We start from the raw sequence: 13599 nt of genomic DNA on the forward strand, positions 1-13599 counted from the left end.
CTGCCCTCCCGGTCCCACCCCTGTCCACGCAGCTGTGAGGAGCCCATGGGCGACAAGCACGTCGTACGGTTCGAGCCCGTCGGCATCGAGATCGAGGTCGACGAGGAGCAGACGATCCTGCGGGCCGCGGCCGAGCAGGGCGTGATGCTCATGCACGGCTGCAAGGAGGGCCAGTGCTCGTCCTGCAAGTCGTTCGTGCTCGACGGTGACGACATCGAGCTGGACCGGTACTCGACGTTCGCGCTGCCGGAGTACGAGCTGGACGAGGGCTACACGCTGCTCTGCCGGGCGCACCCGTACGAGGACCTGACGATCGAGCTGCTCAACTACGACGAGGACATGATCCGTTCGGGTCTGCCGATCCAGACGGGTGTGGCCGAAGTGGTCGCGAACACCGCGGTCACGCACGACATGCGGCACCTGGTGCTGCGACTGGTGGAGCCGGGCGAGCTGAAGTACTTCCCCGGCCAGTACGTCGACATCGCGGTGCCGGGGTCGTCCGCCACCCGGTCGTTCTCGATGGCGAACACGTCGAGCAGGGACGGGGGGCTGCTCGAGTTCGTGATCAAGATCTATCCGGGCGGCGTGTTCTCGTCGTACCTGGACCAACGGCTGGCAGTCGGTGACCGGCTCGACCTGACCGGACCGTTCGGGGTGTTCACACTCCGGGACAACCCCGGCGCGCGGCTGGTCTTCCTCGGCGGCGGAGCTGGGATGGCGCCGGTGCTGGCGCTGCTGCGGTCGATGGCCGAGCGCGCCATCGACCGGCCGACGATCTACTACTACGGTGCGCGCACCCGACGGGACCTGTGCTTCGAGGACGAGCTCAGGGCGCTGTCCACCACGCTGCCGAACTTCCGCTACGTGCCGGCGTTGTCCGAGCCGGCCGACGACGACGAATGGGACGGCGAGGTCGGTCTGATCACCGACGTCGTCGCCCGGCACGAGGACGACCTTGCCGGGGCCGACGCGTACGTGTGCGGCCCGCCGCCGATGGTCGAGGCCGCGCTACCCCTGCTGGAACGGCTGGGCGTCGCGCAGAAGCGCATCTTCTACGACAAGTTCACCACCACCGGCGACGCCGGTGATCCCGAGGTGCTGGAGGCAGAGACCAGATGACGACCACACAGGAACGGAGCGTGCCGCATCCGACGTTCACCGATGCGGAGGCCGGCGCCAAGGTGTTCCCGGACTCGACGGAACGTCGCTTCAACTACTACACACCGCAGAAGCGCAAGCAGAGCCACTACGAAGACGTCACCGTCGAGGTGCAGCCGGATCCACGCCACTACCTCAGCCAGGGCTGGCTGTACGGGTTCTCCGACGGCCGCGGCGGCTATCCGCTGGACTGGACTGTGCTGAAGGCCTGGGGCTCGGACCGGCCGGAGCCGGAGCGCGGTCCTGGTACGGGCGGCAAGGGCTACGACTGGCCGGCGACCGGCTGGCACGAGTTCCGGGATCCGAACGAAGAATGGGAGATGACGCTCTACCGGTACAACTCGAACGTCGTACGGCAGGTCACCCAGAACGTCGAGGCGGCCAGGCAGTCGCACGCCTTCGAGCAGTGGAACCGCAACTGGGTCCGCTTCGTCGAGCAGCACGTCGGCGCCTGGATGCATGTGGACCACGGCCTGGGTCTCTACTTGTTCGCGAATGCGAACCGGCGGGCGCCCACCAACATGCACAACAACGCGATCTCGGTGAACAGCATGCACCGGATCCGTGCGGCGCAGGACCTTGCCCTCTACAACCTGACCCTCAGCGAGGAGATCGAAGGCTTCGACGGCGGTGCGCACCTGGAGACCTGGAACTCCGACCCCGCCTGGCAGGGTGTGCGTGACCTGGCCGAGCGGCTCACTGCAATCGACGACTGGTGCGAGGCGATCTTCGCCGCGAACGTCGTGTTCGAACCGCTCGTCGGCGAGTTGTTCCGCAGCCAGCTGGTTCAGCAGGCCGCCCCCGGCAACGGCGACTTCGTGACCCCGACCATCGTCGGCGCGGCGGAGTACGACTTCGCCGAGCGCGACCTGCGCTACACCAAGGCGATGTTCGAGCTGCTGACCGCGGACCGGGAGTTCGCCGACCACAACAAGGCGATCCTGCAGGACTGGACGTCCGACTGGACGGCCCGCGCGATCGAGGCGGCCCGGACGCTGCAGCCGCTGTGGTCGCAGCCGGACACCAAGCCGCCACGATTCGAAGACGGGCTGGACCGGGCGAAGAGCCGCTTCAGCGGCATCGTCGTCGGACTCGGCCTCGAGGAGCCGAAGGAGCTGGCACAGTGAGCACCACCTTCACCACCGCAGAGAGTCCCTTCAAGTCCGACAGCACCGCGTCCAACCGGTGCGGCTTCACGCTGATGAACAACCAGGTCGGAGAGGTCGTCGCCGAGGTGATGGGTCAGAAGGACAACGTCACCCTGACGCCGCTGCCGTCGATGATCAGGGTGGACGCGGTCGGCAAGATGGAGGTCGTCTACGACGAGGTCTCCGAAGCGCTGGGCGAGGAGCCGGGCTACTTCGACCAGGCCGAGTTCGAAGAGAACATGTCGACGCACTACGGCCGGATGATCCACACCGACGACCGGACGATCCTGGTCGCGAATCCCGAGGACGCGGCCGAGTACCTGGGATTCGACCTGACAGTCGCCAAGTAAGGGGGTTCTCGTGTACGAGAAGGACGGCGAGAAGTACTTCGTGGTCGACAGCCACATGCACTTCTGGGACGCCTCACCCGACAACTGGGTGCCGGGCCAGGAGCAGTACGCGAAGGGCTGGATCGAGTGCTTCCACGCGTACATGGGTCTCGCACCGAAGGAGACCCACTGGCCGATCGAGAAGTTCATGAAGTACACCGAGGAAGATCTGATGAAGGACGTGTTCGACGAGGGCCACGTCGACGTCGCGATCTTCCAGCCGACGTACCTGAAGGAGTGGTACAAGGAGGGCTTCAACACCACCGAGCGGAACGCCGCGCTGGGTGAGAAGCACTCAGGCATGTTCGTCCACAACACCCGGTTCGACCCGCGCGACGGCGACGCCGGGCTGGAGGAGCTGAAACGCAACGTCGAGCGGTACGGCTCGCGCGGTGTCAAGCTGTACACCGCCGAGTGGAACGCCGGCTCGCGCGGCTACAAGCTCACCGACCCCGCCGCGTACCGGTACCTGGAGCGGGCGCAGGAGCTCGGCATCAAGAACATCCACGTCCACAAGGGCCCGACGATCTGGCCGCTGGACAAGGACGCGTTCGACGTAGCGGACATCGACCACGCGGCGACGGACTTCCCCGAGCTCAACTTCATCGTCGAGCACGTCGGGCTGCCGCGGATCGAGGACTTCTGCTTCATGGCGACCCAGGAGCCGAACGTGTACGCCGGCCTGGCGGTCGTGATCGGCGGCCTGATGCACGCAAGGCCGCGGTTCTTCGCCAAGGTGATGGGCGAGCTGCTGTTCTGGGTCGGCGAGGACAAGATGACCTTCGGCAGCGACTACGGCATCTGGGAGCCGAAGTGGCAGGTCGAGGGCTTCGTCGACTGGGACTTCCCCGACAGCGACGAGTTCTCGGACTACCCGCGGCTCGGCACCGAGGGGAAGAAGAAGATCCTCGGGCTGAACGCGGCGAAGCTCTACGACATCAAGGTGCCGGACGAGCTGCAGCTCCCGCACGCGGAGCCCGCAGCACAAGACGACGCGAAGCTGGTCACCCAGTAATGACGGCCGCGGTCGCGGAGCGGTCCCGGATCCTCACCGCGCTCGACGCGGTGCGGGATCCGGAGCTCGACGAGCCCATCACGACACTGGGGTTCGTCTCGTCGTGCGTCGTGTCGGCAGCCGGTGACGTCGTGGTCAGGCTCCGGCTGCCGACGTACTTCTGCGCGCCCAACTTCGCGTTCCTGATGGTCGCCGACGCGTACGACGTCGTCTCGGCACTACCCGAGGTCCGCAGCGCCGACGTCGCGCTCGAGGACCACTTCGCCGCGGCGGCGATCAACGCCGGCGTGGCGGCGCGAGCCGGCTTCGTCGCCTCGTTCGAGGGCGAGGCGGTCGCCGAGCTGGACGAGCTGCGCCGGACCTTCGTCGCGAAGGCGGTGCTGGCCGGCACCGACCAGGTCTGCCGTCCGCTGCTGGCCGCCGGACTCGATCCGGCGGCGCTGGCGACGATGACGCTCGGCGACATGCCCCCGTCGGCACAGCTGGACCGGCTGTGCCGACGGCGGGCAGAGCTCGGCCTGCGGACCGATCCGGCCGCTCCCCTGCTGGTCGACCCTGGCACCGGTGACCCGGTCACCGGTGCCGCGGTGTCGCTGCACCTCGGCAAGGCACGGATCACCCGGGTCGGTATCGAGGCCAACACCGGCATCTGCCGGGGAATGCTGCGACACCGCTACTCAACCACCGGTGCGGGTGAGGAGGAGGACACGGAATGAAGGCCGTTCGACTGCACGGATACCACCAGCAACCGGTGGTCGAGGACGTCCCGGAGCCGAGCGTCAAGGGCCCGCTGGACGTGGTCGTCAAGATCGGTGGCGCCGGCGTGTGCCGCACCGACCTGCACATCATCGAAGGCCAGTGGGCCGAGGCGATGCACCCGACGCTGCCCTACACGATCGGCCACGAGAACGCCGGCTGGGTGCACGAGATCGGCTCGGCGGTCACCAACGTGCAGGTCGGCGACACCGTGATCCTGCACCCGACACCGACCTGCGGGCTCTGCCAGGCGTGCCGGGCCGGCAACGACATGCACTGCGCGCTCAGCACCTTCCCCGGCCTGGACAGCGACGGCGGGATGGCCGAATACCTGCTCACCTCCGCGCGAGCGTGTGTGAAGCTCGACCCGTCGACCCAGCCGAAGGACGTCGCGGCGCTGGCCGACGCCGGGATCACCGCCTACCACGCTGTCCGCAAGGCGATCCCCCTACTGTACCCCGGCACAACCTGCGTCCTGATCGGCGCCGGCGGGCTCGGCCACATCGGCATCCAGTGCCTGGCTGCGCTCACCGCGACCACGATCATCGTGGTCGACCGCAACCCGGATGCGCTGAAGCTCGCCGAGCAGCTCGGCGCCGACCACACCGTCGTTGCTGATGGCAACCATGTGGCGGCGGTGCAGGAGCTCACCGGTGGCGCCGGCGCGCACGTCGTACTCGACTTCGTCGCCGAGGAAGGCGCCGAGGCGGACGGCTTCACAATGACCGCACCGGCCGGTTCGTACTTCGTCATCGGGTACGGCGGCCAGCTGCAGGTCCCCACTCTGGACATCATCTCCACCGAGCGGAACATCATCGGCAACATCGTCGGCACGTACAACGAGCTGGCCGAGCTGATGGCGCTGGCAGAGGCCGGCAAGGTCACGCTGCACACCCGGACCTACCCGCTGGACGCGGCCGTCGAGGCCGTCGCGGATCTCGACGCCGGCCGGGTGCGGGGCCGCGCGATCCTCGTCCCCTAGCACGCGCAACCGACACCGAACCGACACACCGTTCGCCCGGACCGGGCAGTCAAGGAGGAGGGGCCGATGGCCAAGGAACTGCGATTCGGTGAACAGGCGCGCGAGCTGATGCTGGCCGGGGTGGACCAGCTGGCCGAGGCGGTCAGGTCGACGCTCGGGCCGAAGGGCCGCAACGTCATCCTGGAGAAGATCACCGGCTCGCCGGTGGTCACCAACGACGGCGTCACCATCGCCCGGGAGATCCACCTGAAGGACCAGTTCGAGAACATGGGCGCCCAGCTGGTCAAGGAAGCCGCGATCAAGACCAACGACATCGTCGGCGACGGCACCACCACCGCGACCGTGCTGGCGCACGCGATCGTCCGCGAGGGCATGCGGGCGATCGGCTCCGGCGGCAACCCGGTCCTGGTCAAGCGCGGCATCGACGTCGCGGTCGCCCGCCTGGTCGAGCGGCTGCGCCAGGTCGCCCACCCGGTCGTCACCGAGCAGGACTTCGCCCGGGTGGCGGCCATCTCGGCGAACGACGACGAGCTGGTCGGCGCGGTGATCGCGAAGGCCCTGCACGCGGTCGGCGACGGCGGCATCGTGACGGTCGAGGAGTCGACCGCGCACGGGATGCGGGTGGACTTCGTCGAGGGATTCGAGTTCGACAACGGCTACCTGTCGCCGTACATGGTGACCGATCCGGGCAGTCTGCAGGCGGTGCTCGACGACCCGTACATCCTGCTCTGCAGCGAGAAGATCACCAAGGTGCAGGAACTGATGCCGCTGCTGGACAAGATGATGCGGGAGCCGAAGCCACTGGTGATCATCGCGGAGAACCTCGAGGGCACCGCGCTCAGCATGCTCGTGCACAACCACGTCAACGGGCACATCCAGTGCGTCGGCATCAAGGCGCCGGGCTTCGGCGACCGCCGGCTGCACAAGCTGGAGGACATCGCCGCGATCACCGGCGGGGCGGTCCTCAGCCGGCACTCGGGCTTCACGCTGGAGACGATGACTCTCGACCAGCTCGGCCGGGCCGACCAGGTGCGGGTCACCGCCGACCGTACGGCGATCATCGCCTCCCCCGGTCATGAGAAGGACGTCAACTTCCGGCTCACCCAGCTCCGGGCCGAGCTGGAGCGGGCCACGTTCGGAGTCGACGAGGACGTGCTGACGGAGCGGATCGGTGCGCTGTCCGGCAAGGTCGCGGTGATCCATGTCGGTGCGCCGACCCCCGCGGAGCTGAAGGAGCTCCAGCACCGAGTCGAGGACGCGCTGTCGGCGACCCGGGCGGCGATGGCCGAGGGCATCGTCGCGGGTGGTGGGGTGGCGATCCTGCACGCGGCGTCGGCACTGGACGATCTCGAGGTGAAGGACGACTACGCGACCGGCGTCGAGATCGTACGGCGGGCGCTGCGCGAGCCGGCGTACCTGATCGCGACGAATGCGGGCTACTCCGGGGAGGAGGTGCTCGAGCGGATCGGGCAGCTCGGACCGGACGACGGGTTCGACGCGCTCGAAGGCCGCTACGGGAACATGCTCGAGATGGGGATCGTCGATCCGCTGAGGGTGGCCAGATCGGCCTTGCAGAACGGCGCTTCGGTGGCCGGTCTGCTGCTCACCACCAACACACTGATCGCCGAGGAGCAGACCCCTTGGGGTGGCAGCCCGGCGCTCATGACGGAGTACGGCGCCCTCGACGAAGGCCTGCACCAGCCGTCGCCTGACTCCAGCACTCCACAGTCCCTCGGGCTGGGCCCCTCGGTCGGCTGAGACGGGTGGGCACCGGGACGAGTCCGGTGCCCACTCAGTCGGCGGTTGCTTGCTCGATCTTGTCGAGCAGAGCGGCGCCGAAGTCCTTTGCCGGCATGTCTGCCACCGAGAGAAGGGTCGCGGTGCGCTGGATGCCCGGGATCCGCCAGACCTGCTCCATCAGGATCGTCCGCAGCTCGCCGTAGTCCCGGACCCGCATCCGGATCAGCAGATCGAGCTCGCCGGTGACCAGCGTGACGTCTTCGACTTCCGGCAGTTCCCAGAGCGCGGCCATGATCGCGGCGACGTCGTACCCCGGTCCTGCTTCGATGGACAGGAACACGACCTGGCCGTAGCCGACGACCGACCAGTCGACCTGGGCGCTGTACCCGGTGATCACGCCGTTGCGCTCCAGCCTCGCCATCCGCTCACCGACGGTGGGGGCGGACACTCCGAGCATGGCGGCGATCTGGCGCTGCGACGTACGGCAGTCGGCCACCAGGATCTTCAGCAGGGCCAGGTCGATCGCGTCGAGCGCGTGCGGTTCGCGGGTCGTCGCGGCCACGTCACGGACGTGCGCCAACGAGGAGTGGTTATCGGCGAGCATGGGATTCTCCCCTGGTGACGTGCGTTTCGGAGACAAGGCGAAGCTGAGTGAAGGCGAGTATGCCTTCGATGCCACCCTCGTAGCCGTAACCGGAGTTGCCCAGGCCACCCAGAGGTACGTCGGGCAGCGACGGCGCCAACTGATTGATGCCGAGGTTCGAGGCGTTCAGCCGCCGGACGACCTCGTCGCGCACGGCCATGCTGTCCGTGAACAGGTACGCCGCGAACGAGTAGGGCGCCGCATTGGCTGCGTCGATCGCCTCGTCCAGCGTGCTGAACGACGAGACGGTCGCGATCGGACCGAACGGCTCCTCCGAGAGGAGAATCGCCTCGGAGTCCAGCGGGAGCCCGGCGACAACCGTCGGCTCGAAGTAGAACCCGTCACGGTCCGCTTGACTGCCCCCGGTGGTGATGGTGGCCCCATGATCGGCGGCATCGCGGGCCAGGCGGACCAGTGCGTCCACGCGCCCCTGATGAGCGACCGCGCCGAGCGTGACTCGGTCCTCGGTGCCGTGTCCAAGGACGTGCGACGCTGCCTTGGCCGTGAACTTGTCAACGAACTCCTGGTAGCGGGACTCGTGCACGAAGTACCTCGAGGGCGCGACGCACGACTGACCGGCGGAACCGAATTTGGCTGCCGCCGTGGTGGCGATCGCGTGATCCACGTCGGCGTCGTCCATCACGAGCACGGGTGCATGCCCGCCCAACTCCAGCACGGTGCGGATCAAATTCGGTGCCGCTTGTGCCGCCAGCGCCTTCCCGACGGCCGTCGAGCCGGTGAACGACAACGCTTTGATCGACGGGGACTTGGTGAGCTGCTCCGACACCGCCCGTGGCTCACCGAAGACCAGATTCACCGCGCCCGCCGGAAGCCCTGCATCAACGAGCATTTCGACGATGAGTCGCGCGGTGGCCGGAGCGAACTCGGACGCCTTGAACACCACCGTGCAGCCGGCTGCGAGCGCAGCGCCGAGCTTGCGGGTGGCCAGCACCGCCGGGAAGTTCCAGGCCGTGATCACCGCGACCGGGCCGAGCGCGGTCGGGATCGACGTACGGCGTGATCCGGTGCCTGGGTACATCGTGGCCTGGATCCGGCCGGCCTGCTCACCGTTCCAGCGCAGGGTCTCCACGGCCCGGCCGATCTCGCCGCGGGCGTCAGCCTCGGTCTTGCCGGTCTCCAGCAGGATCGTCGCGGTGGCCTCCTCGGCGCGGTCCGCGAGCAGGCCCGCCGCACGCCGGAGAATGTCGCCTCGGGCAACGGCCGGTGTGGCGGACCAAGCTGCGAAAGCGTTCTCGGCAGCCGCGATCGCTTCTGCTATTTGCTCGGTGCTCGCCAACGACACCGCGCCGATGGTTCGGCCGTTGCCTGGGTCAACGTTGTCGAGGTGACCGGCCTTGCCTGCGGTCCACGATCCGTTGACGAACAGATCCGCGCTCGAGCGCGCTCCGCTGATGTCAACGGACATAGGACGCTCCATTGACGTCGATGGTGGTGCCCGTCGCATGCTTGGCCAGGCCGGTCGCCAGGAACGCGATGATGTTGGCGACGTCCTGCGGCTGGGCGACCTCCCCCAGGCCGGTCTGCTCCGCGGCGACCTCGACGCCGACGGTGTCACGGAAGTGCTGGTTCAGATCGGTGTCCACGTACCCGGGAGCGACAGCGAAGGCAGTCACACCTTGGCGTCCGTACTGGCGTGCGATCGTGCGCGTCATCGCGACCACGCCCGCCTTGGCTGCCGCGTAGTGCCAGTACTCCGGGTCCTCGCCGCGAAACGCAGCGCGCGACGCCAGGTTGATGATGATGCCGCCGCGGTCCAGTCCGGCGTACGCCGTGACCGCCTCGCGGCACAGGATCGCGGGCGCCTTGAGATGCAGGTCGAGCGAGAAGTCCCAGACCGTGAGCCACTCGTCGAGCGAGGCGTCCAGCGGAGCCGGCGGATAGGCGCCGGCGTTGTTGACCAGGACGTCCACGTGCCCCTTGACGGCCCAGGCGTCGTACCACAGCTTCTCGACCGCCTGCAGGTCGGTGAGGTCAGCGACCAGGACCGTGGCGTTGTCACCGAGCTCCTCGGCGAGGGCAGCGAGCGCGGATCTCGCGCGGTCGTGAATCAGCGCATGGCCGCCCTGGGCCACGACCGTACGAGCGGTCGCCGAGCCGATGCCTCCACCGGCGCCGGTGATCAGTACAACGCGTCCCTCCAGGCTGCTCACCTCACACCTCCCTTCATCTTCCGTCTGTAAGCTCAGGATGCCGCAGCTGTTATCATTCTCCAAGCTCTGAACGTCATCGACCTTACAGCTAGCTCCACGAGGAGTTGTCCGAATGCGCGTTCTCTTTCTCGGTGGCACCGGAATCATCAGCTCGGCCTGCTCCTGGCGAGCCGTCGAGCTCGGGCTCGACCTCACGGTCGCCAACCGGGGTCAGACCTCGATCCGCCCGCTCCCGCCGGAGGCGAAGCAGGTCACCGCCGATATCGACGATCCGGCCGCCTTGGCCGCGCTGGCCGGCCAGGACTTCGACGTCGTTGTCGATTGGGTGGCGTTCACGCCCGATCACGTGCGCGCTCGCACGGACGCGCTGCGCGGGCATGTCGGCCAGTACGTGTTCATCAGCTCCGCGTCGGCGTACCAGACACCACCGAACCGGCTGCCGATCACCGAGTCGACGCCGTTGCGCAACCCGTACTGGCAGTACTCACGGGACAAGATCGCCTGCGAAGATCTGCTGACCTCGCTGTACCGCGACGAGGGGTACCCAGTCACGATCGTGCGGCCCTCGCACACCTACGACCGCACCCTGGTGCCGTTCGACGGCGGCTGGACGATCGTCGAGCGCATGCGCCGCGGCGAACCGATCGTCGTGCACGGTGACGGCACCTCGTTGTGGACCCTGACCCACCACCGCGACTTCGCCCGCGGACTGGTTCCCCTGCTCGGCCACCCCCGCACGCTCGGCGAGGCCTTCCAGATCACCTCCGACGACGTGCTCACCTGGGACCAGATCGCCAACGCACTCGCCACCGCGGCCGGCACGACGGCACAGATCGTCCACGTCCCCTCGGACGCCATCGCCGCCGTACACAAGGGTTGGGGAGACGGCCTCCTCGGCGACAAGACCCACTCGGCCGTCTTCGACAACACCAAACTCCGCCAAGTGGTCCCCGACTACGTCGCCACCATCCCCTTCGAAACCGGCGCCCACGAAATCATCACCTGGCACGACCAAAACCCCACCCACCGCCGCATCGACCAGTCCATCAACGAAGCCATGAACACCCTCATCCCCCGCTACACCCCCTGACACACAGCCGAGGACGACGAATGACGGGCAGTGAGAAGGTTGCGCTGGTTAGCGGTGGCAACAAGGGCATCGGGTTCGAGGTGGCCCGGCAGTTGGGCCAGCTGGACTACCGGGTGGTGATCGCGTGTCGTGACGAGGAGCGCGGGCGGGTAGCGGCCGACAAGCTCCGCTCCGAGGACGTGGAGGCGTCGTACGTCGTCCTGGACGTCAGCAACCCCGACAGCATCGCGACCGCAGTCCACAAGCTCGGACGGCTCGACGTACTCATCAACAACGCCGGCATCGCCCCGGCCGAAGGCCCACCGAGCGAGGTGCCGCTCGACGTACTCAGACAGACCTACGAGACCAATGTCTTCGGCCTGGTCGCCGTCACGCAGGCCGTGCTTCCCTTGCTGCGCAAAGCCGACGCCGGCCGGATCGTGAACCTCTCCTCCGGTGCCGGGTCCCTGACCGTCGTCAGCCGCCCCGACTGGCGACCGGAGTGGAACGGCCTGGCCTACAACACGTCGAAGTCGGCCGTGAACGCAGTGACCGTCGCCTTCGCCACCGAACTCAGGGACACACCGATCAAGGTCAACGCAGTCAACCCCGGCTACACCAAAACCGACATGTCACCCGGCGCCAACCGCCCGGCGGCCGACGGCGCGGCCGTCGTGGTCCACTACGCCGTCCTCCCCGCCAACGGCCCCACCGGCGGCTTCTTCGACGAGAACGGCCCCATCCCCTGGTAGGTCAAACGGGTGCGTGGGTTGACAGGGGGTAGCGGTGGGGTGTCTGTGGTAGGTGGGGCGAGGTGGGGTGGGGGCGTAGTGGGGGATGAACGGACGAGTCGGTAGGCGGAGGACGAAGTACGCCGTGCCGGTCTTTCAGGCGTTTGCCGTGAAGACGACGAGCGGGCGGGCGCGGGCGAAGGTCGATCAGGCGATCGCCGACGAGCTCGGCGAGGGCTGGCAGGTGCGCAACTACGGGGGTCGGACCACCTACTTCGAGGTGTTCGCCAAGGAAGGCGTGCTGAAGCCCGCGGACGCCTGGGACCGGACCTATCGGCTCCGTGCGCACCGCGGGATCGCCAGCGCCGAGCCGGTTTTCAAGGCGTGGGTCACGGATCGTCCGGACTGGGGAATCACCGGCGACGGCAGCCTGGAAGCCGCGGCGTTCGGCTCCCTCGGCTGGGTCTGCGGAAGTGGGAAGGACCTCGACAAGGCGAAGTCGCACGAGTGGAGCCTGGAGATGACCAAGGTCGTCCAGGCGTGGTCGCATCACTTCACGGACCCGAGCAAGGGACCCGGCCTCGACGTGGTCGTCGGTCACCCGGACACCGGCTACCGCAATCACCCGGAGATCGCGTCGAGCCTGCTGGTGCCGCAGGGCTTCGACCTGTTCGACAACGACAACGACGCCCGGGACGAGCTCAGCGGTGGTCTGCCCTGGCGGACGCCAGGCCACGGAACCGGAACGGCGAGCGTCATCGTCAGTCCCCGCTCCAACGCGCAGATCGGCGTGTCAGGGACCGCGCCGTTCGCCAAGCTGATCCCCTACCGGGTCTCGGACAGCGTCGTCGTCCTCGACACCCTCAATCTGGCCCGCGCGATCGAGATGGCCGCCGACCGCGGCGCCCACGTCATCTCGATGAGCATGGGCGGTCTCGGCAGCGACCGCCTGCACGACGCCGTCGTCTACGCCCGGAACAAGGGCGTCATCGTGCTCGCCGCCGCCGGGAACTGCGTCCGCTTCGTCGTCTTCCCCGCCGCGTACGACGAAGTGGTCGCCGTCGCCGCCTGCGACGCCGCGGGCAACCCGTGGAGCGGCTCGTCGCGGGGTCACGCGGTCGACATCACCGCGCCAGGCGACCGGGTCTGGCATGCGAAGGCGCACAAGAACGACAGCCGGGCCGACGTGACTCAAGGCTCCGGTACGTCGTACGCCGTGGCGACCGTCGCCGGAATCGCGGCCCTGTGGCTGTCGAAGCACGGCCGCAACACCATCATCCAGGCCTGCGGCGGCCGGGAGAAGATCGCCCCGACCTTCCTGCAACTGCTCCGGTCCACCGCAACTCCGATGCCCGGCTGGCCCACCGGCGAGTTCGGCGGCGGTCTGGTCAACGCGGACGCACTCCTGTCCGCGCCGCTACCCAATGGCACCCTCGTCCCCACACTCGCCCCGACGGCCGACGAGCACGCGGCCGTCGACCGCGGCGGAACCAGGACCTTCGGCCACCTGTACGACGCCGCCGACACCGTCACGACGGTCGACAGCCTGAACGCCGGCTTGGCCACCGTCCTGAACACCACAACCGACAAGGTCCCGGTCGACCTCGGGCAGGTCGGCCAGGAGCTGGCTTTCCACCTCGCCACCGACCCCGCCCTCTACCGCCGCTTCGAATCCATGCTGGCTGCCACGGACCGCGGCCTCGCGGCAACCGCCAATGGCAACGCCGACACCATCCGCGACGACCTCCTGGCCAAGGGGCCGTCCCGCGCCCTCAAGGCCAAACTCAACGGATAGCG

The 13599-nt window shown here is 68.1% G+C and carries 13 protein-coding genes; 10 read left to right on the forward strand and 3 right to left on the reverse strand.

Going from position 1 to position 13599, the window contains the following annotated elements; translation table 11 throughout:
* The first annotated feature begins 45 nt into the window (after positions 1-45).
* The 7 genes from ACIBL3_RS22610 to groL all read left to right on the forward strand — a co-directional run bounded on the left by ACIBL3_RS22610 (position 46) and on the right by groL (position 7206).
* On the forward strand, positions 46-1119 hold the full coding sequence (locus tag ACIBL3_RS22610; protein ID WP_396355489.1) for an NADH:ubiquinone reductase (Na(+)-transporting) subunit F: 1074 nt from the start codon (positions 46-48) through the stop codon (positions 1117-1119).
* On the forward strand, positions 1116-2285 hold the full coding sequence (locus tag ACIBL3_RS22615; protein ID WP_396355490.1) for a hypothetical protein: 1170 nt from the start codon (positions 1116-1118) through the stop codon (positions 2283-2285). The genes ACIBL3_RS22610 and ACIBL3_RS22615 overlap by 4 nt, the downstream gene beginning before the upstream one ends.
* Positions 2282-2656 carry a propane 2-monooxygenase effector subunit MimD gene (mimD, locus tag ACIBL3_RS22620; protein WP_396355491.1) on the forward strand — a complete coding sequence of 125 codons (375 nt, stop codon included), beginning with the start codon at positions 2282-2284 and terminating at the stop codon, positions 2654-2656. The genes ACIBL3_RS22615 and mimD overlap by 4 nt, the downstream gene beginning before the upstream one ends.
* A 10-nt stretch (positions 2657-2666) precedes the next feature.
* Positions 2667-3710: an amidohydrolase family protein gene (locus tag ACIBL3_RS22625; protein ID WP_396355492.1), complete on the forward strand. Its 1044-nt coding sequence runs from the start codon at positions 2667-2669 to the stop codon at positions 3708-3710.
* Positions 3710-4426 (forward strand): iron-sulfur cluster assembly protein, encoded by a 717-nt coding sequence (locus ACIBL3_RS22630; RefSeq protein ID WP_396355493.1) that lies wholly within the window; start codon positions 3710-3712, stop codon positions 4424-4426. The genes ACIBL3_RS22625 and ACIBL3_RS22630 overlap by 1 nt, the downstream gene beginning before the upstream one ends.
* Positions 4423-5448, forward strand: a complete 1026-nt coding sequence (locus ACIBL3_RS22635) for an NAD(P)-dependent alcohol dehydrogenase (RefSeq protein ID WP_396355494.1) — start codon at positions 4423-4425, stop codon at positions 5446-5448. The genes ACIBL3_RS22630 and ACIBL3_RS22635 overlap by 4 nt, the downstream gene beginning before the upstream one ends.
* 66 nt (positions 5449-5514) lie before the next feature.
* Positions 5515-7206 (forward strand): chaperonin GroEL, encoded by a 1692-nt coding sequence (gene groL, locus ACIBL3_RS22640; RefSeq protein ID WP_396355495.1) that lies wholly within the window; start codon positions 5515-5517, stop codon positions 7204-7206.
* Positions 7207-7240: 34 nt separating this feature from the next.
* Here the strand turns inward: groL and ACIBL3_RS22645 are convergent, their stop codons facing one another.
* The 3 genes from ACIBL3_RS22645 to ACIBL3_RS22655 are packed head-to-tail and all read right to left on the reverse strand — an operon-like array spanning position 7241 to position 10002.
* Entirely contained in the window at positions 7241-7792 is a 552-nt protein-coding gene (locus ACIBL3_RS22645; RefSeq protein ID WP_396355496.1) for an Lrp/AsnC family transcriptional regulator, read from the reverse strand.
* The gene (locus ACIBL3_RS22650; RefSeq protein WP_396355497.1) at positions 7779-9257 is read right to left on the reverse strand and encodes an aldehyde dehydrogenase family protein; all 1479 of its coding nucleotides are present in this window, start codon (positions 9255-9257) and stop codon (positions 7779-7781) included. The genes ACIBL3_RS22645 and ACIBL3_RS22650 overlap by 14 nt, the downstream gene beginning before the upstream one ends.
* The gene (locus ACIBL3_RS22655; RefSeq protein WP_396355498.1) at positions 9247-10002 is read right to left on the reverse strand and encodes an SDR family NAD(P)-dependent oxidoreductase; all 756 of its coding nucleotides are present in this window, start codon (positions 10000-10002) and stop codon (positions 9247-9249) included. The genes ACIBL3_RS22650 and ACIBL3_RS22655 overlap by 11 nt, the downstream gene beginning before the upstream one ends.
* A 112-nt stretch (positions 10003-10114) precedes the next feature.
* Between ACIBL3_RS22655 and ACIBL3_RS22660 the strand changes: the two genes are divergently transcribed.
* From ACIBL3_RS22660 to ACIBL3_RS22670, 3 genes are all read left to right on the forward strand, one after another.
* On the forward strand, positions 10115-11092 hold the full coding sequence (locus ACIBL3_RS22660; RefSeq protein ID WP_396355499.1) for an NAD-dependent epimerase/dehydratase family protein: 978 nt from the start codon (positions 10115-10117) through the stop codon (positions 11090-11092).
* Positions 11093-11112: 20 nt separating this feature from the next.
* Positions 11113-11823, forward strand: coding sequence for an SDR family oxidoreductase (locus ACIBL3_RS22665; protein WP_396355500.1), 711 nt, complete (start codon positions 11113-11115; stop codon positions 11821-11823).
* Positions 11824-11971: 148 nt separating this feature from the next.
* Positions 11972-13597, forward strand: a complete 1626-nt coding sequence (locus tag ACIBL3_RS22670; RefSeq protein WP_396355501.1) for a S8 family peptidase — start codon at positions 11972-11974, stop codon at positions 13595-13597.
* The last annotated feature ends 2 nt before the right edge of the window (positions 13598-13599 follow it).

The sequence above is a fragment of the Kribbella sp. NPDC050124 genome, from assembly GCF_044460355.1.
GTDB lineage: Bacteria > Actinomycetota > Actinomycetes > Propionibacteriales > Kribbellaceae > Kribbella.